The sequence below is a fragment of the Ensifer adhaerens genome (assembly GCF_002940685.1).
Taxonomy (GTDB): Bacteria; Pseudomonadota; Alphaproteobacteria; order Rhizobiales; family Rhizobiaceae; genus Ensifer; species Ensifer adhaerens_E.
Genome location: NZ_PNFP01000027.1, coordinates 46,263 through 68,119 on the forward strand (window position 1 = coordinate 46,263; position 21,857 = coordinate 68,119).

At 63.5% G+C, this 21,857-nt stretch carries 20 protein-coding genes; 16 read left to right on the forward strand and 4 right to left on the reverse strand.

What is annotated here, in order from left to right:
* Positions 1 to 155 precede the first annotated feature (155 nt).
* From C1A35_RS33370 to C1A35_RS33410, 9 genes are all read left to right on the forward strand, one after another.
* Positions 156 to 824: an amino acid ABC transporter permease gene (locus C1A35_RS33370; RefSeq protein WP_104668518.1), complete on the forward strand. Its 669-nt coding sequence runs from the start codon at positions 156 to 158 to the stop codon at positions 822 to 824.
* Positions 821 to 1,468: an amino acid ABC transporter permease gene (locus tag C1A35_RS33375; protein WP_104668519.1), complete on the forward strand. Its 648-nt coding sequence runs from the start codon at positions 821 to 823 to the stop codon at positions 1,466 to 1,468. The genes C1A35_RS33370 and C1A35_RS33375 overlap by 4 nt, the downstream gene beginning before the upstream one ends.
* Positions 1,469 to 1,541: 73 nt before the next feature.
* Positions 1,542 to 2,621, forward strand: coding sequence for an ABC transporter substrate-binding protein (locus tag C1A35_RS33380; RefSeq protein WP_034798862.1), 1,080 nt, complete (start codon positions 1,542 to 1,544; stop codon positions 2,619 to 2,621).
* Between the two features lie 101 nt (positions 2,622 to 2,722).
* On the forward strand, positions 2,723 to 3,760 hold the full coding sequence (locus C1A35_RS33385) for an ABC transporter ATP-binding protein (protein WP_104668520.1): 1,038 nt from the start codon (positions 2,723 to 2,725) through the stop codon (positions 3,758 to 3,760).
* On the forward strand, positions 3,757 to 4,611 hold the full coding sequence (locus C1A35_RS33390; RefSeq protein WP_104668521.1) for an ABC transporter permease: 855 nt from the start codon (positions 3,757 to 3,759) through the stop codon (positions 4,609 to 4,611). Before C1A35_RS33385 ends, C1A35_RS33390 begins: the two co-directional genes overlap by 4 nt.
* Complete coding sequence (locus tag C1A35_RS33395) at positions 4,608 to 5,408, forward strand: ABC transporter permease (protein WP_034798857.1); 801 nt, start codon at positions 4,608 to 4,610, stop codon at positions 5,406 to 5,408. The genes C1A35_RS33390 and C1A35_RS33395 overlap by 4 nt, the downstream gene beginning before the upstream one ends.
* Positions 5,405 to 6,184 (forward strand): carbon-nitrogen hydrolase family protein, encoded by a 780-nt coding sequence (locus C1A35_RS33400; protein WP_199773095.1) that lies wholly within the window; start codon positions 5,405 to 5,407, stop codon positions 6,182 to 6,184. Before C1A35_RS33395 ends, C1A35_RS33400 begins: the two co-directional genes overlap by 4 nt.
* Positions 6,185 to 6,369: 185 nt before the next feature.
* Positions 6,370 to 7,323 carry a ring-cleaving dioxygenase gene (locus C1A35_RS33405; protein ID WP_104668523.1) on the forward strand — a complete coding sequence of 318 codons (954 nt, stop codon included), beginning with the start codon at positions 6,370 to 6,372 and terminating at the stop codon, positions 7,321 to 7,323.
* Between the two features lie 190 nt (positions 7,324 to 7,513).
* A complete protein-coding gene (locus C1A35_RS33410) occupies positions 7,514 to 8,077 on the forward strand; it encodes an NADPH-dependent FMN reductase (protein ID WP_104668524.1) in 564 nt (187 codons plus the stop codon).
* A 67-nt stretch (positions 8,078 to 8,144) separates the two neighbouring features.
* On the opposite strand, the gene C1A35_RS33415 is transcribed toward C1A35_RS33410, so the two are convergent.
* On the reverse strand, positions 8,145 to 9,701 hold the full coding sequence (locus C1A35_RS33415) for a VOC family protein (RefSeq protein WP_104668525.1): 1,557 nt from the start codon (positions 9,699 to 9,701) through the stop codon (positions 8,145 to 8,147).
* A 92-nt stretch (positions 9,702 to 9,793) separates the two neighbouring features.
* Positions 9,794 to 10,651 (reverse strand): SDR family NAD(P)-dependent oxidoreductase, encoded by an 858-nt coding sequence (locus C1A35_RS33420; protein WP_104668526.1) that lies wholly within the window; start codon positions 10,649 to 10,651, stop codon positions 9,794 to 9,796.
* A 190-nt stretch (positions 10,652 to 10,841) separates the two neighbouring features.
* Here C1A35_RS33420 and C1A35_RS33425 point away from each other — a divergent pair, with 190 nt between their 5' ends.
* Positions 10,842 to 11,597, forward strand: coding sequence for a Crp/Fnr family transcriptional regulator (locus C1A35_RS33425; protein WP_104668527.1), 756 nt, complete (start codon positions 10,842 to 10,844; stop codon positions 11,595 to 11,597).
* 67 nt (positions 11,598 to 11,664) lie between these two features.
* On the opposite strand, the gene C1A35_RS33430 is transcribed toward C1A35_RS33425, so the two are convergent.
* Positions 11,665 to 12,177, reverse strand: coding sequence for a Dps family protein (locus tag C1A35_RS33430; RefSeq protein ID WP_104668528.1), 513 nt, complete (start codon positions 12,175 to 12,177; stop codon positions 11,665 to 11,667).
* A 264-nt stretch (positions 12,178 to 12,441) separates the two neighbouring features.
* On the opposite strand from C1A35_RS33430, the gene C1A35_RS33435 reads away from it, so the two are divergent.
* Entirely contained in the window at positions 12,442 to 12,828 is a 387-nt protein-coding gene (locus tag C1A35_RS33435; RefSeq protein ID WP_104668544.1) for a response regulator, read from the forward strand.
* A gap of 32 nt (positions 12,829 to 12,860) precedes the next feature.
* Here C1A35_RS33435 and cysQ read toward each other — a convergent pair whose 3' ends face one another.
* Positions 12,861 to 13,637, reverse strand: a complete 777-nt coding sequence (gene cysQ / locus C1A35_RS33440) for a 3'(2'),5'-bisphosphate nucleotidase CysQ (protein WP_104668529.1) — start codon at positions 13,635 to 13,637, stop codon at positions 12,861 to 12,863.
* Between the two features lie 214 nt (positions 13,638 to 13,851).
* On the opposite strand from cysQ, the gene C1A35_RS33445 reads away from it, so the two are divergent.
* The 5 genes from C1A35_RS33445 to C1A35_RS33465 all read left to right on the forward strand — a co-directional run bounded on the left by C1A35_RS33445 (position 13,852) and on the right by C1A35_RS33465 (position 21,654).
* Complete coding sequence (locus C1A35_RS33445; protein WP_104668545.1) at positions 13,852 to 15,102, forward strand: sarcosine oxidase subunit beta family protein; 1,251 nt, start codon at positions 13,852 to 13,854, stop codon at positions 15,100 to 15,102.
* Between the two features lie 73 nt (positions 15,103 to 15,175).
* Entirely contained in the window at positions 15,176 to 15,454 is a 279-nt protein-coding gene (locus C1A35_RS33450) for a sarcosine oxidase subunit delta (protein ID WP_104668530.1), read from the forward strand.
* Positions 15,451 to 18,408, forward strand: coding sequence for a sarcosine oxidase subunit alpha family protein (locus C1A35_RS33455; RefSeq protein ID WP_104668531.1), 2,958 nt, complete (start codon positions 15,451 to 15,453; stop codon positions 18,406 to 18,408). The genes C1A35_RS33450 and C1A35_RS33455 overlap by 4 nt, the downstream gene beginning before the upstream one ends.
* Positions 18,409 to 18,418: 10 nt before the next feature.
* Positions 18,419 to 18,973 (forward strand): sarcosine oxidase subunit gamma, encoded by a 555-nt coding sequence (locus C1A35_RS33460; RefSeq protein WP_104668532.1) that lies wholly within the window; start codon positions 18,419 to 18,421, stop codon positions 18,971 to 18,973.
* Between the two features lie 254 nt (positions 18,974 to 19,227).
* Positions 19,228 to 21,654, forward strand: coding sequence for a GcvT family protein (locus tag C1A35_RS33465; protein WP_104668533.1), 2,427 nt, complete (start codon positions 19,228 to 19,230; stop codon positions 21,652 to 21,654).
* The last annotated feature ends 203 nt before the right edge of the window (positions 21,655 to 21,857 follow it).

Here is a 21,857-nt window from a genome sequence, read left to right on the forward strand (position 1 = left end):
TGATGGCAAACGGGGAGCGACGCTCCCCGTTTGCCTCTACAGCGCCGCGCGTCTGATCAGGCGCGCGAAGGCCGCTGTAGCACTTCTGAATTACGGCATGTTTTTATCCTTGTTCGTGCCGATTTAAGGAAACATGCCGAGGAAAGGTTCCAACGATGGGTTACGGCCTCAGCTTCGGTTGGCTCAAGGACGCTGCGGGCGCGATCGCCCACGGCGCCGCCATGACCGTGTTCCTGATCGCCTGCACCACGGTGCTCGGCATCCTGATCAGCATTCTCTTTGCCGCCGCCCGCCGCAGCCGCTACGGCCTGTTGCGCAGGGCGGTTGCCGTCTACGTCGAGGTGATCCGCAACACGCCGTTTCTGGTGCAGCTGTTCTTCATCTTCTTCGGTCTGCCGAGCCTCGGCATCCGGCTCGATCCGATTGTCGCCGCGATCGTCGCGATGACCCTCAACATGGCCGCCTATACGACCGAGATCGTCGGCGCGGGCCTCGATGCTGTGCCGAAAGGACAGAGCGAGGCGGCATTCGCGCTCGGGCTGAAACCCCGCCAGGTCTTCGTCAAGATCATCCTGCCGCAGGCGCTGAAGGTGATCTTCCCGGCGCTGACCAGCCAGGTGATCATCATGATGCTGGAATCGGCCGTCGTCTCGCAGATCGCGGTTCGGGAACTCGCCCACGAGGCGGACCTCCTGCAGGCGCGCACCTTCCGTTCGTTCGAGACCTATTTCGTCGTCACCCTGATCTATCTCGGTCTGTCGATGGCCCTGCGCCGGCTCTTCGTCGCCGGTGGCAGGCGCGTGCTTGGAGCCGGCGTGTCATGATCGAATTCACCTTCTGGGACATCCTGCGCAATCTGATCTTCGCCACCCGCTGGACGGTGCTGCTGTCGGCCGTCGCCTTTGCCGGTGGGGCGGCCGTCGGGCTTGCGATCCTTGCGGCGCGCATCTCCGAGCGCCGCTGGCTGCGCCGCTTCGGCTCGGGCTATATCGCGCTCTTCCAGGGCACGCCGCTCCTGATGCAGCTGTTCCTGATGTTCTTCGGCCTGCCGATGCTCGGTTTCCGGATCGAACCCTGGACGGCGGCCGCACTCGGACTGACTTTCTATGCCAGCGCCTATCTCGCCGAGATCTGGCGCGGCGGCGTGGAAGCGCTGCCGCGCGGGCAATGGGATGCGGGCGCGAGCCTCGGGCTGCACCGGTTGCAGGAACTGCGCCTCGTCATCCTGCCGCAGGCCTTCGCCATCACCCGGCCGGCGGCGGTCGGCTTCCTCGTGCAGCTGATCAAGAGCACGGCGCTGACCTCGATCATCGGCTTCGAAGAGCTTCTCAGAACCGCCAATGCGATCAATAATGCCACCTTCGAACCTTTCACGGTCTATGGGCTGGTCGCGGTGATCTTCTTCGTGCTGTGTTATCCATTGACGCAATATTCGCGCATGCTGGAGCGCAAATCACCCGCGCACTGAGACTGAAAATGTGCAAGAAATCAAAGAGAACAGGGAACAAGGCGGATCACCGCCGAAACAAAGGAGAACGCGAATGATCACCACGTCCATCAAGCGCCGCACACTGCTCGGCGCAGGCCTTGCCGGCGCTTCCATGCTGGCAATGCCGTCGATCCTGCGCGCGCAGGACAAGTCGCTGAAAGTCGGCGTCTATGGCGGCTACTTCAAGGATTCGTTCGACAAGAACATCTTCCCGGAATTCACCAAGGCGACCGGCATCGCGGTTGAATCGATCGCCGAGCCGACCGGTGAGGCCTGGCTCGTCCAGCTCGAGCAGGCGGCCCGCGCCGGCCAGGCGCCGGCCGACGTCTCGATGATGTCGCAGGTGGCGATGCTGAAAGGTCAGTCGACCGATCTCTGGACGCCGCTCGACACCGCCAAGATCAAGAACGCCTCGAACCTGCTCGACCGTTTCGTCAACAAGTATCCGGATGGCCGCATCGCCGGCATCGGTGCCGTCTCCTGGTACATTACGCTGGTGACCAACACCGACGTCTACAAGGAAGCACCGACTTCCTGGACCGCCTTCTGGGATCCGGCGAACGCCGACAAGCTTGGCCTGCTCGCGCTCGTCTCCAACTCGTTCCTGCTCGAAGTGACGGCGAAGACCTTCTTCGGCGGCACCAATGCACTCGACACGGAAGAGGGGCTCTTGAAGGCGTTCGACAAGCTTGCCGAAGTCAAGCCGAACGTGCGCCTGTGGTATCGCGACGAGGCCCAGTTCGAGCAGTCGCTGAAGTCGGGCGAAATCCCGATGGGTCAGTACTATCACGACGTGACCGGCCTTGCCGCCGCTGACGGCCACCCGGTTCGCTCCACCTTCCCGAAGGAAGGCGGCATCCAGGATTCCGGTTGCTGGGCGCTGTCGCGCGCTTCGCAGAAGTCCGAGGAGGCCCACATCTTCATCGACTACATGTGCCAGCCCTCGATCCAGGCGACGCTGTCGCGCAAGGTCGGCACGTCGCCGACCGTCAAGCGCGAGGTCACGGACCTGACCGACAAGGAGTTCGCAGCCGTATCGTCCGACATCGAGCCGATCATTCCGCGCTACGATCTCTACCAGACCAAGTCGGATTGGCTGAACCAGAAGTGGACCGAGCTGATCGTCGGCTGATCCAGTCTGCCCTATATCGAACGACGGGGAGGGGCCTTGCCGGCCGCTCCCCGCCCAAAACCCTCCCATGAGGCGGAGGGGATCATCCTTGCGGAGACACAATGTCCGGACTTGCCCTTCAAAACGTCGTCAAGGAATTCGGAGCCTTCAGGGCCGTCAACAATGTCGACCTGACGGTACCGCACGGCACCTTTGTCTGCATGCTCGGACCATCCGGCTGTGGCAAGACGACCTTGCTCCGCATGATCGCCGGCCTCGACCTGCCGACCGGCGGCGCGATCCGGCTCGACGGCGAGGACATCACCCGCGTGCCGACGCACAAGCGCAATCTCGGCATGGTGTTCCAGTCGCTGGCGCTGTTTCCGCATCTGACCGTCGGCGAGAATATCGCCTATCCCTTGCGCATCCGTGGGGTCGCCAAGGAAGAGCAGAAGAAGCGCGTCGACGAGCTTCTCGCGATGATCCATCTCTCCGGCTATGCCGACCGTCCGGTCGCCAAGCTCTCCGGCGGCCAGCGCCAGCGCGTGGCGATTGCCCGGGCGCTGTCGATCTCGCCGAAACTGTTCCTGCTCGACGAGCCGCTGTCCGCACTCGACGCGAAGCTGCGTGAGGCGATGCAGGTGGAGCTGCGCCAGCTCCAGCAGAAGCTCGGCATCACCACCATCGTCGTCACCCACGATCAGCGCGAAGCCATGACCATGGCCGACACCGTCGTCGTCATGAGCGGCGGCGAAATCCGCCAGGCCGCTTCGCCGATCGAAATCTATCGTCGCCCGGCCGACAGCTTCGTCGCCGACTTCATCGGCCAGACCAATCTGCTCGAGGTTCAGGCCGACAGCGCCGGCCGCGCCGAGGTGCTCGGTCACGTGGTGCCCGGCCTCAGCCTGCCGGCAGGGTCCAACAAGGGGACGCTCTCGGTGCGTCCCGAAGACGTGCATCTGACGGCGCCCGGCGCCGGTTCGCTCACCGGCAAGGTCACCTTCGTGCGCGATCTCGGCGGCACGATCGAAACCTTTGTCGACATTGCCGGTCATCAGATCGTCGCCGTCTCCACGCCGCGCGCCCGGCCTGACGTTTCGGTCGGGCAGGAGGTCGGCATCGCGCTCACCCCCGATGTCTGCGTGGTGCTGAAGAAATGAGACGCGAACCACCCCAGACCCTCGGCGACTATCTGCCGCTCCTCTTTCCCGCAGCGATGCTGACGATCTTCTTCGTCGTGCCCTTCGGCACGATGATCGCCGTCAGCTTCTTCCAGCGCCAGCAGGGCGGCTTCTACACGCCGGCCTTCGTCTTCGACAATTACGCCCGCTTCCTCTCGGTCTTCTTCGGCGGCGTGCTCGGCTTCTCGCTGATGCTGGCCGTCATCGTCGCGATCTGCTGCGTGATGCTTGCCTTGCCCTTCACCTACATGCTGACGCGCATGGCGCGAAAGGTGCAGGTGGTCTGGCTGGTGGCTCTTCTGTCGATCCTGTCGCTGTCTGAAGTCATCATCGGCTTTGCCTGGTCGACGCTGTTTTCCCGCACGGCGGGGATCACCAATATCCTCGTCGCACTCGGGATCATGGAGCAGGCCAAGGCCTTGACGCCGAGCTTCGGCGCCGTTCTGACCGGCATGGTATATCAGGCCTTCCCCTATACGGTGCTCGTGCTCTTCCCGGCGCTCGTGCGCCTCGATCCGACGCTGACGGAGGCCGCCCGTACGCTCGGCGCTTCGCCGCTGAAAGCCTTCTTCACTGTGGTCGTGCCGGCGCTACGCAACACCATTACCGCCACCTTGATCATGGTCTTCATCTTCGCGCTCGGCTCGTATCTCTTGCCGCAGCTGCTCGGCCGGCCGCAGCACTGGACGCTGTCGGTGCTGATCACCGACCAGGCGATCTACCAGTCGAACATGCCGTTTGCCGCTGCCATGGCCGTGTTCCTCGTGCTCGTCACGCTGGGGCTGGTCGCGCTCACCGTGATTGCCGGACGCAAGGGAGAAGCGGCATGACCTCGATCTTCCGCAAGGCCTACTTCTTCTTGATCGGGCTGTTCCTGTCGCTGCCGCTGATCGTCGTTGCCGGCGTCTCGGTCAACCAGAAGCAGACGCTCGCCTTTCCTCCACAGGGCTTTTCGCTCTCCTGGTACGGCGAGATCTTCCTCAATCCGGAATGGCGCAACGCCCTCTTCGCCTCGGTGACGCTGGCCGTGCTTTCGGCAGCGCTTGCAGTCGCGATCGCGCTGCCGCTCTCCTGGTTCCTCTGGCGGCGCATTGCCCCCTGGGCGAACATCTTCCAGCTTCTGGGCGTGGCACCGTTCACGCTGCCGCCTGTTATCACCGCGCTCGGCATGCTTACCTTCTGGGCGACCGTCGGCTTCTACGGCCAGCCCTGGACGGCCGTCGTCAGCCACGCGATCTTCTTCGTGACGCTGCCGCTGGTGACGCTGTCGCTCGGCTTCACCTCCATCGATCGTTCGCTGGTCGAGGCGGCGTCCACCATGGGGGCTGACGAGCGCACGATCTTCCGCACCGTCGTGCTGCCGCTGATCCTGCCCTATATCGTCTCCGGCTATGCCTTCGCCTTCGTGCTGTCGCTCAACGAATACATCGTTGCCTACATGACGGTCGGCTTCACGGTCGAGACGCTGCCGATCAAGATCTTCAACGCGCTGCGCTACGGCTATACGCCGACCATGGCCTCGGTGACGGTTCTCTTCGTCACGACCGCCGCGGTCATCTTCAGCCTCGTCGCCCGTTTCGGCGACCTGCCGAAGCTGCTGGGCGCCATGTCGTCGGATGGAAAATGATGAAGCTTGCCGCCCTCCAGATGCAATCGGCGGCGGGTGACGTCGCCGCCAATCTCGACCGGATCGCGCGCGCCGCGAGCGAAGCGGCGGGCCAAGGGGCAACGCTGCTCTTGACGCCTGAGCTCGGTGTCACCGGTTACGGTGCCGGCGAGGCCCTGACGGCGCTTGCCGAGGCGCCTGATGGCGCGATCGTTCAGCGCCTCAAGGCGATTTCGTCCGAGACCGGAATTGCTGTTATCGCCGGCTTTGCCGAGCGGGACGGCAGCGACGTCTACAACAGCGCCGTGTATGTCGACGGCGATGCCGCGCCGGTCGTCTACCGCAAATCCCATCTCTACGGCGACTATGAGCGTTCGATTTTCCGCGCGCCGGAACCGTCGACCCGCCTCTTCGTGCACCGCGGCGTCACCTGCGGCATGCTGATCTGCTACGATGTCGAGTTTCCGGAAAACGTCCGCCGACTGGCGCTCGCCGGCGCGGAAGCCGTGCTGGTGCCGACGGCGCTGCCGGCCGGCTGGTCCGGCTCCTTCATAGCCGAGCACATGATCCAGACGCGCGCCTTCGAGAACCAGGTGTTCGTCGCCTATATCAACCATTGTGGTTCGGACCCGCTGTTCTCCTTCGCCGGGCTGTCGCGCATTGCAGCACCCGACGGGCAGTTGCTCGCCAAGGCGGGGTCGGGGGAGGAAGCGATGCTCCTCGTCGACATCAACCCCAAGACCTATGCGATCTCCCGCCTTGAAAACACCTATCTCGGCGATCTGAACAGGCGTTGAGCTTTTGCCGGCCGGCCGCGCCGCATTGATCGCGGCCGCTTTGAGATCGGTGCAGATACGGGAACAATGTCGCTTGGCGATTGTTCATCCTGCGGGAACGTTCCGTTCTTTATTGATCCACTGTCGGAAACGATGAGCCATCCCATATTGGGCTCAACAGCAATGCCAACGCATTGGAGGCAATCATGAGCTTGCAACTGACTGGGATCCATCACCTGACGGCGATCACCGCCAACGCACCGGAAAACCTGCGCTTCTACACCGAGACGCTCGGGCTGCGACTGGTCAAGAAGACCGTCAACCAGGACGACACCACCGCCTACCACCTCTTCTATGCCGACGGGCGGGCCACGCCCGGAACGGACCTGACCTTCTTCGACTGGCCGGTCGGCCCCGAAGGCCGCGGCACGCACAGCATCTCGCGCACGGGCCTCCGGGTCGGCAGTGCTGAAACCGTTCGCTGGTGGAAGGACCGCTTCGACGAACTCGAGGTCACGGCAGGAGAGGTCACCGAGATCGATGGCCGCACCTCGCTTGATTTCGAGGATGGTGAGGGCCAGCGCTTCCGGCTGGTCGCCGATGGCGGGCTTGAGCCCTCGCATCCCTGGGAGAAAAGCCCGGTGCCGGCCGAGCGCCAGATCAAGGGCCTCGGGCCGATTACGATCAGCGTGCCCGATATCACCAATACTGAGCTCGTCCTGACGCATGTCATGAACATGAGCAAGGCGCGCAGCTATCCGTCACCGGACGGTGAGGGTGAGGTCCATGTGTTCACGATGGGCGAGGGCGGTCCTGCGGCCGAACTGCATGTTGCCGTCCAGCCCGGCCTGCCGATTGCCCGGCAGGGTGCCGGTGCGGTCCATCACGTCGCCTTCCGGGCGCCTGACAATGCGGCGCTGACGGAATGGACGGAACGGCTCAACGGCTTCCGCCTGCCGTCGAGCGGTGAGGTCGAACGCTACTACTTCCGCTCGCTCTATTTCCGCGAGCCGAACGGCGTTCTCTTCGAGATCGCGACCGACGGGCCGGGTTTCGCGGTCGACGAGCCGATGGAAACGCTCGGCGAGAGCCTGTCGCTGCCGCCGTTCCTGGAGCCCAAGCGCGCCCAAATCGAGGCGCGGCTGAAGCCGCTGGTCTAACGATCAAGTCCGAAGCAAAAGCCGGGGATTCGTCCCCGGTTTTTTTGTCTCTATCCCTCTGATCCCATTAGACATCGGCTTCAGGCGGACCCATCATGCCCGCTGTTGCGTTATATCGCGGCAACCGCATGCCGCCCTCGTTTGTCAAGGCGCGCGCGAAGACCGTTTGGAGCAGGAAGGACCAGAACTCATGACGAAAATCCTCGGCATTTCCGGGAGCCTGCGCAAGGCATCGTTCAACACCGGACTGATGCGGGCGGCCGCGGAGAATCTGCCTGGTGGGGTCGAATTCGACACCGCTACGCTGCACGGCATTCCGCTCTATGACGGCGATGTCGAGAAGGAGAGCGGCATTCCCGACGCCGTGACGGCGCTCAAGCAGAAGGTTATCGCAGCCGATGGCGTCATCCTGTTCACACCGGAATACAACAATTCCATCCCCGGTGTGTTCAAGAACGCGATCGACTGGATGAGCAGGCCCTCCGCCGATATCGCCAAGGTGTTTCGCGCGCGTCCCTTCGCGCTTGCCGGCACATCGCCCGGCAATTTCGGCACCATCCTCAGCCAGAACGCCTGGCTGCCCGTCATGCGCACGCTCGGTGCCGAACTCTGGTCCGGCAAGCGGCTGATGCTGCCCAAGGCGGAGACGCTTTTCGATGAGGCGGGAACGCTGACGGATACGGACGCCCGCGACCGGCTTGCCGCCTTCGTGAAGGCGTTCGCGGATTATGCCGAGGCGGAGAAGAAGGGCTGAGGCGACCGGCGAGCCGCATGAGGACCTGGGCCCGGCACGCCTTTGACCGGGCCACCAACTTGATCTCTCAGAGCCCCTTGTCGGCCAACCATTGCCGGATGGCCGCAGCATCCGGCGCGCCGATCTCGTGGCCCATGTCGAGTTCGACAGCCGCCAGATCCACACCGGTGCGCGACAGTTCCGACTGCAGTCGCGGCGAAAACTCGCCGTAGCTGTCGTGCGCACCGGTCAAGAGCAGCACCTTGGTGCCCGAAAGATCCGGCGGCGGCACGTCGTCGAGAACGAGCATCGAGCGCATCGCCACGACGTTGCGGATCAGGCCCGGATGCAGGAGCATCAGGGCGACCAAGAGGTTGGCGCCGTTGGAGTAGCCGATGAAGACGGTCTTTTCGAGATCGATGCGATAGCCGTCCCTTGCTCCCTCAACGAAGGCGGCGAAGGCCTCGGCCTCTGAGCGCACATCCTTCTGGTCGAAGGTCGTCGGCGAATAGCGGCGGAACCAGCGTGGCGTTCCTTCCTCGTTCGATCGCCCACGAATGCCGACGAGCGTTGCTTCGCGGTCAACCTGGTGCGCGAGATGAAGAAGCTGGGTCTCGTTGGCGCCGCTGCCGTGCAAGAGCATGAAGGTGCGTTCATCCAGCACGTCAGGGTGATAGAAGCGGTGCACGAAAGGCAGGTCGCGCTCGGTCAGCCGCGGTTCTCCCGGCAGAGCGAACTGCGGCATGGCCAGCAGCATTTCTTCGCGCGCGGCGCTGAAATGCGCCGGCACGAAGAGTTCGGTGCCGAGTGTTTCCTTCGGTTCGTCGACGGTGAAGCCGGGCACATCGCTGGCCAGTTCGTAGAGCGACCCACCGGGTTCGCGGACGTAGAGCGAATAGAAGTACTTGCGGTCATGCGCATTGATCGCGCCCGCGCCATCCCGTTGCAGGTCTTCGTGAACCCGTTCCACGCCGGCCCGGTCCGGAGCGCGGAAGGCGATGTGATCGATCGTTCCGGTTCCGGGCGCAGACGTCCAGAAGCCACTGGCATTGCGCACGTCGATGATATCGCCGGAGGTGGAGGTGAGCCGCCGGATCGCATCGGTCGCGCCGGTTTCCGTATAGCCGAAATGGGACGTCAGGAAGCGAACGGATTCCTCCGGCTTTTCCGTGAGGATCGTGGCGCCACGCAGGCGGCGGATCGCGTCTTCCTCTGGGATATCGCGCGTGCTCCAGGGGGCCGCACCCGAAACCGCTTCGGTGCCGACGAGCTTGACGATGACACCGTCCGGATCCTTCAGCCGCAGCACCGGTTCGCCGAATTCCTGCGACGGACCTGATGTCGCGATGTTGAATTGCAGCGCGCGGGTCAGCCAGAAGCCGATACTCTCCGGCCGGATGGCAAAGGCGATCTCGCTCGGCTGGCCATGGCCCACGCGGCCGCGGCCGCCATCCTCCCACATCAGGAAGGTGACGAGCGATCCGGGCGAGCCCTCGGCGTCGCCGTAGAAAAGATGCAACTGATTGGCGTCCTCGTAGCCGCCCGTGCGCTTGACGAGGCGCAGGCCCAGGAAGCCGACATAGAAGTCGACGTTCGCCTGTACCTTCCGGGCAATCAGGGTGATGTGGTGGATGCCGCTCGTCATTCTCTGTCCTTCATTAACGTCGTCCCACAAAACACGATGTGTCTCGCCAGCACCAGAAGGGTCGCCGAGAACGCAGTGTCAACGGGAGAGGATCAATCGCGATCCTTGTCGAGGAATGCCTTGAAGGCATCCGCATATTTCGGATGCCAGCGCGACAGCGGCGGTCGGTTCTCGACGATGTCGCCGGCGGCCCAGAGAATGCGCCGCTCGTCGGTTGCGCGCGGCACGTCGTTGTCCGGGCAGAGGATGTAGAAATCGCCGCGCGCCAGGCTCTCCATCATGAAGTCGACCGTCTGTTCCGACGTCCAGGCGCCTGCTGGCTTTTCCGTGCGGCCGCCGGCCGTCAGCCCGGTATAGACGAAACCGGGGATCAGCAGATGGGCGTGAACCTGGCTTCCGGCCGTGTTGCGCAACTCGTGTTCGAGCGCCTCGGTGAAGACCTTCACGCCGGCTTTCGAGACATTGTAGGCCGGGTCGCCGGGCGGCGTGGTGATGCCCTGTTTCGAGCCGGTGTTGATGATGACGGCCGGATTGCCGTGGGCGATCATCCCGGATGCGAACACACGCGAACCATTGATGACGCCCCAGAGATTGACCCCGAGCGTCGCCTCCCAGGCGGCAAGAGGGCCAAGGATCGTGCTGCCCGGCTGGATGCCGGCGTTGTTCATCAGCACATGCACATCGCCGAACCTCTCTCTCGCTTCGCGTTCGAGGCTTTCGATCTGGTCGATGCGCGATACGTCGGTCGCGATCGCTGCGACGCCCGCCGTGCCCGCGGCCGACAGCGCCGCAACATCCGCCGCTGCCCTGTCGAGTTTGTCGCCTGCAAGATCGGCAAGCACGACGCGCATGCCGAGCGAGGCGAAGTGGCGGGCCGCGGCGAGACCAATGCCGGAGGCGGCCCCGGTGACGACGGCAAGGTTGTTGGCGACGAAGGCAGGGTGCGACATGGCAGGGCTCCTGTGGCGGGGTCGAGTGCAAGAGATAGGGCGCAGAGGGCTGCCTGTCCATTGCCGTGTCCGTGATAGCGCCTAGGGAAAACCAAGTGTTTTCAGGGTTGTATCTTGTCGCCCGCGATGCCGGCGCTACTTGCAGTTTTGGGCGCAAGCGCCTGAACGAACGCATGTGGCGGATGGAACGATGAACGAAACGACGGCCCGCAACGAAAAGCGTACCCCTTGCGAAAGCTGTCCCTTGCGCAAGCTCGATCATTTTCGCGCCTTTACCGGCGAAGAACTTGCCTTCGTGTCGCAGTTCAAGACCGGCGAACTTGCGGTCGATGGCGGCGCGACCATTCTCGTCGAGGGCGCGCACAGCGCCCATCTCTTCACGGTGCTTTCCGGCTGGGGCTTTCGCTACAAGATGCTGGACGATGGCCGCCGCCAGATCCTCAACTATGTGATGCCCGGCGATCTGATCGGGCTGCAGGGCAGCCTGATGGGCGAAATGCAGCACTCGATCGAAGCGCTGTCGCCGGTCACGCTCTGCGTCTTCGAACGCGGCAAGCTCAACCGCCTGTTCGCCAACTATCCCGACCTTGCCTATGATCTCACCTGGATCGCGGCGCGCGAGGAGCGCATCCTGGACGAAAACCTCTTGAGCATCGGCCGTCGATCCGCGCTGGAGCGGGCCGCCTATCTCATCGCCTTCCTCTATCAGAGGGCGGAGGTGCTCGATCTTTTCAGCAACAGCCGCGTCGCCATTCCGATCAGCCAGCAGCACGTGGCCGACACACTGGGCCTTTCGATCGTTCACACCAACAAGACGTTGAAGAAGCTCGCCGAACGGGGCCTGATCCGCTGGGCGGAGAAGGGCTGCAATGTCCGCGATATCGGTGGCCTGCTTGCGATTTCCGGATGGGAAGGGCTTCGCGAACCCAAGCGGCCGTTTATCTGAGGTGCTGTTCCAAGACGACACGATCGATGCGGCGCCATGGCCGCATCGATGTCAAAGTGCGGGGAGTTCAGGCGGCGACGATCGCCCGCAGCATCCACAGCGCCTTTTCGTGGAAGTCGAGCCGTTCCGTCAGCATGTCCGTGGTGACGAGGTCAGCATTGTCGTCTGCCTTGGTGCCGGCGTCGCGCATGCGTCGGGCCGCTGCTTCATGGTCGGCGATCAGGTCGGACACCATCTCGGCCGCCGTCGTATGGTTGACCGAGGCGGCGCTCGGGGCGAAGGTTTTTGCTTCGGCAAGCTTCGCCGGCGCGAGGTGGCCAAGGGCGCGGATGCGCTCGGCGATAATGTCGGTTGCCTTGAACAGCGCGTTGTAGTGTTCTTCGGTCAGTTCGTGCAGCGGCTTGAACAGCGGACCGACCACGTTCCAGTGGTAGATGTGGCTCTTGATCACCAGCTTGTAGGTATCGGCGAGGATATCGGAAAGCGCGGTGGCCATCTGCTGGCGATAGGCTTTCGTCAGGCCTATGTCGAATTCCTCGTCCCTGACTTTTGGTTTCAGCACGGCGGCAGTCTGTTTCATTTTCCTGCTCCAGTTCTGTCTCGGCAAGTTCGGGCGGATGCGACCGGGGCCGCGCCGCATGAGTTGAACGCCGCGACGAAACGGTTGTTCCCGATCTCATCGCCGCGCTCACATGTCTTATTTAAATGCCAGGTCAGGCGATTGGGGCCTAAGGTCCAAGCGTTGCCGCTACCTCAGGGGAGGTCGCGACTCTGGGCGACGTTCCGCCTGGAAATGCGCCGCAGTGACGAAGACTGCCGCCGCTGTGCGTGAAAAATGGAGTGCATTGACATGGCCGAACTTCCACCGTCCGTGCGGACGGTCCTCGTTCTCGAGGATAATTTCATCATTGCCATGGACGCGGAGGAAATCCTTGCCTCGCTTGGAATTCAGCAGGTTACGATCGCCGCGAATGCCAATCAGGCTTTGGAACTCCTGGCGCTCCAGGCCTTCGATTTCGTGATCCTCGATGTCAATCTCGGCGATCACACGAGCTTCGTCGTCGCCGATGCCCTGATCGCCCGCGGTATGCCGTTCGGCTTTACCAGCGGCTACGGTGATGCCGAGCATTTCCCGACCTATCTCAGGCACGTTCCGCGGATCGACAAACCCTTCAACGAGAAAACGGTCGGCCAGTTGATCGCCGCGGGAACCCCGCCAGGCGACGCTTAGGCACCTGCTTGGCCCCGCGCGAAGCGATCCGCTCAAGGCTTGCCGCGCGACACGAACCAGGGATTGGCGAAGTCGCTGTCATCCTTCTGGTTGCGCTTGCCATAGGTCAGCGGCGTGCCGTCCATCGTCAGCGTTTCGCCGCCGGCGGCTCTCAGGATCGCGTCGCCAGCGGCGGTATCCCATTCCATCGTGCGGCTGAAGCGCGGATAGACGTCGGCAAGTCCTTCGGCAAGAAGGCAGAACTTCAAGGATGAGCCGACGGTCCTGTAGTCGGTAATGCCATGCTCGGCGAGAAAAGCGGTCGTCTCGGCGCTGTTGTGCCAGCGGCTGGCAAGCCCCACCATGCGATCGCCGCAGCTGCGGCAGCCGATAATCGTTTCCTCGGTCTGGCGAAAGGTGCCATCGATGACCGACTTCATCGCCTTGCCGTGGTGTGCCGCGTAGAGGATGCCAAGCGCCGGCGCATAGACCACGCCTGCCACGGGCGCGCCGTTTTCGATGAGCGCGATGTTGACGGTAAAGTCGTCGTTGCGGCTGATGAATTCCTTGGTGCCATCGAGCGGATCGACAAGAAAGAACGACTTGCCGGAAATCTCCGGTACGAAGCCGGCGGATACCGCCTCTTCGGCGACCACGGGGATGTCCGGGAAGGCGGAGGCGAGGTCCGCCAGGATGATGCGTTCGGCGGTCGTGTCGGCATCGGTGACCGGAGAGCAGTCGGGCTTGTGGGTGACTTCCGGTCCGGCGTTGTAGATGTCGAGAATCGCCCGACCCGCCGCTATCGCCGATTGTTGCAGTATCTCCAGCATTCGCCCTGTCTTTCCGTCCGTCATCAGGCCCATAGCATATTGAGAGGAAGAATATAGCCATGCATTTGACGTGGCTGGAGGCTCTTTGCGCCTGGCCGCAGGTGATCTGCACGGCGGGGCGCTTCAAGGTTTTTCGCACCTGCGACAGGCTTGCGTCTTTGCTTCCGCCCTTCGGCTGTGCAAATGTGCCGGCGCAACTCACCTGGATGCCTTCATGCGTTATTCCGCATTCTCGATCGTCAGGAACGCCCTTTCCGGAAACCTGAACTGGAAGCCGCAATGGCGCCAACCACAACCGAAATCCCACTATGACGTGATCATCATCGGCGGCGGCGGCCATGGGCTCTCGACGGCCTATTATCTCGCCAAGGAATTCGGCGTGAAGAACGTCGCGGTGCTAGAGAAGGGGTATCTCGGTTCCGGCAATGTCGGCCGCAACACGACGATCGTGCGCTCCAACTACATGCTGCCCGGCAACGAACCCTTCTACGAGTTTTCGATGAAGCTGTGGGAAGGGCTGGAGCAGGATCTCAACTACAATGTGATGCTGTCGCAGCGCGGCGTCATCATGCTCTACCACAGCGACGCGCAGCGTGACGCCTATGTTCGCCGCGGCAACGCCATGTGGATGGAAGGCGTTGCGGCCGAGCTTATCGAGCGCGAGCAGCTGAAGAAGATGATCCCCTTCCTCAACTACGACCATGCCCGCTATCCGATCCTCGGCGGCCTGTTGCAACGGCGCGCCGGCACGGCGAGGCACGATGCGGTTGCCTGGGGCTATGCCCGCGGCGCCGACCGGCACGGCGTCGACATCATCGAACATTGCGAAGTGACCGGCATTCGCCGCGAAAACGGTGTCGTTACCGGCGTCGAAACGACAAAGGGCTTCATCGGCTGCGGCAAGCTGGCGCTGGCGGCCGCGGGCAATTCCTCGCGCGTCGGTGAAATGGCCGATCTGAAGCTCCCGCTCGAAAGCCATGTGCTTCAGGCCTTCGTCACCGAGGGGCTGAAGCCCTGCATCGACCATGTGATCGTCTATGGCGGCGGCCACTTCTATATCTCGCAGTCGGACAAGGGCGGTCTCGTCTTCGGTGCCGAGATCGACGGGTACTCGTCCTATGCCCAGCGCGGCAATCTGGCGACCGCCGAGCACGTGATGGAGGAGGGGGTGACGATGATCCCGGGCCTTTCCCGCGTCCGGGTGCTGCGCGCCTGGGGCGGCGTCATGGACATGAGCATGGACGGCTCGCCGATCATCGACCGGACCTCGATCGACAATCTCTATTTGAACTGCGGCTGGTGCTATGGCGGCTTCAAGGCGACACCGGCGTCCGGCTACTGCTTTGCCCATCTGATCGCCAGGAACGACACCCATCCGGTGGCGCGTGCCTTGAGGCTCGATCGCTTTGCCCGCGGCTATGCCGTCGACGAGGCCGGTGCCGGCCCGCAGCCCAACCTTCACTGACAGTACGCGGTCGCCCGCCGGCCCGCGTGGAATGAACAGGAAGCCGGCCCGCGGCTTCAGGACACGGAAGACCATGGCAAGCCTGATTACCTGCCCGCATTGCGGGGTCCGACCGAAGGAAGAGTTTGCGATCCGCGGCGACGCCTCGCGCGGGCGCCCCGAGCCGATGGATTCGGACGAGGCCTGGCACGACTATGTCTATGTGCGCGCCAATCCGCGTGGGCGAACTCAGGAACACTGGCATCATGTCGCCGGCTGTCGCCGCTTCCTGGTGGTCGAGCGCGATACGGCGACCCACGAGGTCTATTCCGTCGTCGATGCGGCGGAGTTTGCGCTGAGGGCCACGCGATGACCGGCTATCGTCTTTCCTCCGGCGGCCTCGTCGATCGCAGCAAGACGCTGAGCTTCACTTTCGACGGCCGGCCGCTGCGCGGTTTTGCCGGAGACACGCTCGCCTCGGCGCTGCTTGCCAACGACCAGCTGCTCGTCGGCCGCAGCTTCAAGTATCATCGGCCGCGCGGCATCGTCAGCGCCGGGCCCTCCGAACCGAACGCGCTCGTCACGATCGGCTCCGGCGCGCGCAGCGATGCCAATACCAAGGCGACCGTCGCCGAGCTTTATGGCGGGTTGACCGCCAAGAGCCAGAACCGCTGGCCGTCGCTCGGCTTCGATGTCGGCGCGGTCAATGGCGCGCTTTCGCCCTTCCTCGGCGCCGGCTTCTACTACAAGACCTTCATGTGGCCGAAGCAGTTCTGGGAGCGGGTCTACGAACCCTTCATCCGCCGCGCCGCTGGCCTCGGCCGGGCGGTGCTGGAGCGCGACCCGGAGAGCTACGAGAAGTCCTGGGCGTTTTGCGACCTGCTCGTCGTCGGTGCCGGTCCCGCCGGCCTGATGGCAGCACTGACCGCCGGCCGCGCCGGCCTTAGGGTCATCGTCGCCGACGAGGATTTCCGGCTCGGCGGTTCGTTGCTCTCCACCAGCGAGACCATCGACGGCGTGCCCGCCTCCGTCTTTGCCGACCGCGCCGTCGCCGAACTGCAGGCGCTGCCGAACGTGACGCTGCTGTCGCGCACCACCGTATTCGGCTGGTATGACGACAATGTCTTTGGCGCGGTCGAACGGGTGCAGAAACACGTCGCCGAACCGTCTTCGAAGCTTGTGAGCGAGCGCGTCTGGCGCATCGTTGCCAAACGCGCGCTGCTTGCAACCGGTGCCGAGGAACGGCCGCTGGTCTTCGGCGGCAACGATCGCCCGGGCGTGATGATGGCCGGCGCCATGACCACCTATGCGGAGCGTTACGGTGTTTCGGCCGGCAAGCAGGTGGCGATCTTCACCAGCGGCAGTGCCGGTTACCGCACGGCGCGGGCGCTTGCCGCCAAGGGCGTCACGATCGCAGCGATCGTCGATGCCAGGGCTGAGGCCGTCGACCAGGCGCCCGATGGCGTCAGGGTCATCCGCTCGGCTTCCGTCGTCGACACCAAGGGCCGGCAGCGCCTCAAGGGCATCGTGATCGAGCGCTCCGGCTTCGAGGAGCTGATCGCCTGCGATGCGCTCGGCATGTCCGGCGGCTTTAGCCCGGTCGTGCACCTTGCCTGCCAGCGCGGCGCCAAGCCTGTCTGGTCGGAGGAGCTGAAAGCCTTTATCGCGCCCGATGTCGGCGGCGGCCTGCGTCCGGTCGGCTCGGCAAACGGCGTCCATACGCTCTCGGGATGTCTTTCCGATGGCGTGGACAAGGCGGCAAAGATTGCGGCGGATCTCGGTTTCCGCGCCGCTTCGGACTCAGCGCCGGTCGTCGATAGGGAAGAAACGTCTTCCTTTACCGCGCTTTGGTACGTGCCCGGCGCCAAGTCGAAGGCTTTCGTCGATTTCCAGAACGACGTACACGCGAAGGACCTCGGCCTCGCATTGCGCGAAGGCTTCGGCCATGTGGAGCATGCCAAGCGCTACACGACCAACGGCATGGCGACCGACCAGGGCAAGCTTTCCAACATCAATGCCGTCGGCATTCTCGCCGGCATGCGCGGCGTCAGCCCGGCCGATGTCGGCACCACCACCTTCCGGCCCTTCTACACGCCGGTCTCCTTCGGCGCGCTTGCCGGCACGGCGCGCGATGAACATGCGGCGCCAGCGCGCAAGTCGCCGCTGCATGGCTGGGCGATGAAAAACGGCGCGACCTTCGTCGAGGCGGGGCTCTGGCATCGCTCGGCCTGGTTCCCGCGCGCCGGCGAAAAGACCTGGCGCGACAGCGTCGATCGCGAAGTGCTGAACGTACGAGCCAATGTCGGCCTTTGCGACGTCTCGACGCTCGGCAAGATCGAGGTTTTCGGCCCGGATGCGGCGGAGTTTCTCAACCGGCTCTATTGCAATCCGATGCTGAAATTGCCGGTCGGCAAGGCACGCTACGGGCTGATGCTGCGTGAGGACGGGTTCGTCTTCGACGACGGTACGGTGAGCCGCCTCGACGAGGCGCACTTCTTCGTGACCACGACGACGGCGATGGCTGGTCCGGTCATGGCGCATATGGAATATTGCGCTCAGGCACTCTGGCCGGCGCTCGAAGTCCGCTTCACCTCGTCGACCGACCAATGGGCGCAGATGGCGATCGCCGGTCCGAAAGCGCGCGCGGTGCTGCAGCAGATCGTCGACGGCGATATTTCCGATGGCGCGTTTCCGTTCCTGTCCGTCCGCAAGATCGTCTTGAAAAGCGGTGTGTCGGCGCGGCTCTTCCGCATTTCCTTCTCCGGGGAGCTGGCTTTCGAACTGGCGGTGCCGGCAGGTTATGGCGAGGCGGTGGCCGACCAGATCATGGAGGCCGGCCGGCCGCATGACATCTGTGCCTACGGCGTCGAAGCCTTGAACGTGCTGCGGCTGGAGAAGGGGCTGCTGACACATGCCGAATTCGACGGTCGCGTGACGCCAGACGATGCCGGCCTCGGCCGCATGCTTTCGATGCAGAAGACCGACTTCATCGGCAAGCGCCTATCGACGCGCTACGGCCTGACGGCGGCGGACCGCATGCAGCTCGTTGGTTTGAAGCCCGTCGATGCCGACAAGGACATGCGGGCCGGCGCGCATATTCTGAAGGAGGGAACCAAGCCCTCGACGCTGAACGACCAGGGCTGGGTGAGCTCGGCCGGCTTCTCGCCGGTCCTCGGGCACGCCATCGCGCTCGCTTTCCTGAAGTCGGGGCGTGAGCGTTACGGCGAGAAGGTCGTCGTCTTCGACAAACTGCGCGACCAGGAGATCGTCGCCGAGGTTTGCGACCCGGTGTTCGTCGATCCGCAGAATGCAAAGCTGAAGGCCTGAGGAGGCGGTGATGGTTCGCGACTACAACAACCGCCATGCGCTGGAGCAGAAACTGCGCTCGGCACCGGTGGCGCCGGCAGCCGATCACCTGATGGTCGGTCATTGGCGCACGATGGCGTTGGTGCTTGCACGCGCCGATCGAGAGGAAGCGGTGCGACGGGCGATTGCTTCACAGCCAGACCTGTCCATGCGCTTCGCGGCGCCGGGGGAATGGCTTGTCGTCTCCGAGGTGGAGGCGCCGAGCGGGCTCGTGCGTCGTCTCGAAGAGCTTTGTGACGGTGGCGCCTATGTTGTCGACCAGAGCGACGGGCGCGTCGTGTTTCGCATTACCGGACCGAACGTGCGCAGCATCCTCGCCAAGGGCATCGGCCTCGACCTTCATCCGGCGACCTTCACGCTCGGCGGCAGCGCCAATGTGCTGTGCGGCCACGTCCCGGTCAATCTCGCCCGGACGGACGAGGACACGTTTGAACTCATCGTGCCCCGAAGCTACGCTGAATCGCTGTTCGACGACCTGATGCGGATGGGGCTGGCCTTCGATCTCACAGCCGCCTTTTCGGACTGAATCAGCCCGTTTCGAGGGATTGAAAACAAATGCGGCATGCAATGCCGCAAATGGGTCGCCCATCCGCCAGCAAACGGCGGAAATGGACAAGCGCCCTTCGCAGCCGTGGCTTTATCGCCGCCGTCTTTCTGACTAGGCTCCCATCATTGACCGCCTGCGCCTCCGCCCGGAAGGCAAGCGGTCGCCGTGCCTGGATCTCTTCCTGACAATTTGGCCATGCCTCCGGCAGGAGCATGGGAAGACGGAGTGTACGCATGAAAAGCCATGCCAAGGTCGTCGTTATCGGAGGCGGTGTCGTCGGTTGTTCGGTGCTCTATCACCTGACGAAGTTCGGCTGGACCGATGCCGTGCTGCTCGAGCGATCGGAACTGACCTCCGGTTCCACTTGGCACGCGGCCGGCGGCATGCACACGATCAACGGCGACCCGAACGTTGCCAAGCTGCAGAAATACACTGTCGAACTTTACAAGGAGATCGAGGAGTATTCCGGCCAGGACGTCGGCCTGCACATGACCTCGGGCATGATGCTGGCCGCCACCAAGGAGCGTTTCGACTGGATGAAGTCGATCCTCGCCAAGGGCCGCTACATGGGGCTCGAAGCGGAGCTCTTGACGCCCAGGGAAGCGCACGACCTGATGCCGCTGCTCGATCCCAACCAGTTCGTCGGCGCTGTGTTCGATCCGGTCGAGGGCCATCTCGACCCCTACGGCACGACGCATGCCTATGCCAAATCGGCAAAGAAGAATGGTGCCGAGATCTATCTGCACACCAAGGTCGAGGATCTGGTGCAGCGGGAGGACGGTTCCTGGCGGGTGATCACCAACCAGGGAGAGATCGTTGCCGAGCATGTCGTCAACGCCGCCGGCCTCTGGGCCCGCGAGGTGGGGCGCATGGTCGGTCTCGAACTGCCGGTGCTTGCCATGGAGCATATGTATCTGATCACCGAGGACATGCCCGAGGTCATCGAATTTAACCAGACACGCGGCAAGGAGCTGATGCACTGCGTCGATTTCGACGGAGAGATCTATCTGCGTCAGGAACGTCAGGGCATGCTGATGGGCACCTATGAGAAGGCCTGCCGTCCCTGGTCGCCGATCTCAACGCCCTGGGATTTCGGCCATGAACTGCTGGCGGAAGACATCGACCGCATCTCGCCGGAACTCGAAGTGGGCTTCCGGCACTTCCCGGCCTTCAACAAAGCCGGCATCAGGAAGATCATCAACGGCCCCTTCACCTTCTCGCCTGACGGCAACCCGCTGGTCGGTCCGGTGCGGGGCCTCCGGAACTTCTGGTCGGCCTGCGCCGTCATGGCCGGCTTCAGCCAGGGCGGCGGCGTCGGGCTGGCGCTCGCCAACTGGATGATCCACGGCGACCCGGGCTTTGACGTCTTTGCCATGGACGTGTCCCGATACGGCGATTTCGCCACGCTTGCCTATACCAACGCCAAGGTGCGCGAAAACTATTCGCGTCGTTTCTCGATCCGTTATCCGAACGAGGAGCTGCCGGGCGCGCGGCCGCTCTTGACGACGCCGATCTATGACAGGCTGAAGGCGGCAGGCGCGGTCTTCGGCGCGTCCTACGGGCTCGAAACGCCGCTCTGGTTTGCGCCCGAAGGCGTCAAGGATGCCTTCTCTTGGCGGCGTTCGACCGACTTCGAGACGGTCGGCGCCGAGGCGCGGGCGGTGCGCGAGGGCGTCGGCCTGATGGAGACCTCAGGCTTTGCCAAATATGCGATCACCGGCAAGGGTGCGGAAGCCTGGCTCGACCGGATGCTTGCCTGCCGCATCCCGGCGACCGGCCGCATGGCACTGGCGCCGATGCTGAAGGAGGACGGCAAGCTGATCGGCGACTTCACGCTGGCGAAGCTCGGCGACGGTGATTTCCTGCTGGTCGGCTCGGGCATTGCCGAGGATTACCATATGCGCTGGTTCGAGGCGCATCTGCCCGGCGACGGTTCCGTTTCGCTAAGAGCGCTGAAGCTGGAGCTGGTCGGCCTGTCGATCGCCGGGCCGAAGGCGCGCGATGTACTCCAGAGCCTCACGCATCTCGACGTCTCCGACGCCGCCTTCCCCTTCATGGACATCCGCCGCATGGACCTCGGCATGGCGCCCGCCATCGTCGGCCGTGTCAGCTACACCGGCGATCTCGGCTACGAGATCTGGATGAAGCCGGAATACCAGCGCTATCTCTTCGAACTGCTGATGGAGAAGGGGGCCGCTTCCGGGATCCGTCTGTTCGGATTGAGGGCGCTGAATGCACTGCGCGTCGAGAAATCCTTCGGCAGCTGGGCGCGTGAGTACCGTCCGCTCTATGGCCCGGTCGAAGCCGGGCTCGCCCGTTTCGTGGCAACCGGCAAGGATGCCGATTTCATCGGCAAGGCGGCGGCTGTCAAAGAGAAGGCGGACGGCGGCGCGCTGCGTCTGAGAACCTTCCTGCTCGACGCCAGAGATGCTGATGTCATTGGCGACGAGCCCATCTATCTCGACGGCGTCGTGCGCGGCTGGGTGACATCGGGCGGCTATGCGCATGCAAGTGGGGTTTCTGTCGCCATGGGCTACGTGCCCAAGGAGATCGCCGACCGCGGCGATGGCTGGTCGATCGAACTCCTGGGCGAGATCCTGCCGGCCCGTCTTCAGCCGCATCCGCTGTTCGATTCGAACGGTCAGCGCATGCGCGCCTGAGCAATCAGGGTGGAATGCAGACCGAAATGGAGCGTCGAAGCTTCATAGAATACCCGGCGCTTTTACGACTAAAGTTGATGATTTCGCGGGCGAAAGCTGCGGAAAAATTGATTTTTATGGCTGCAAAAGCGTCAAATCGATTTTATCGAGGAAGTTTTTGGCGAAGTCGCGTTTTTTAGCTTTCCTTTTCGTTTGAAAGAGGT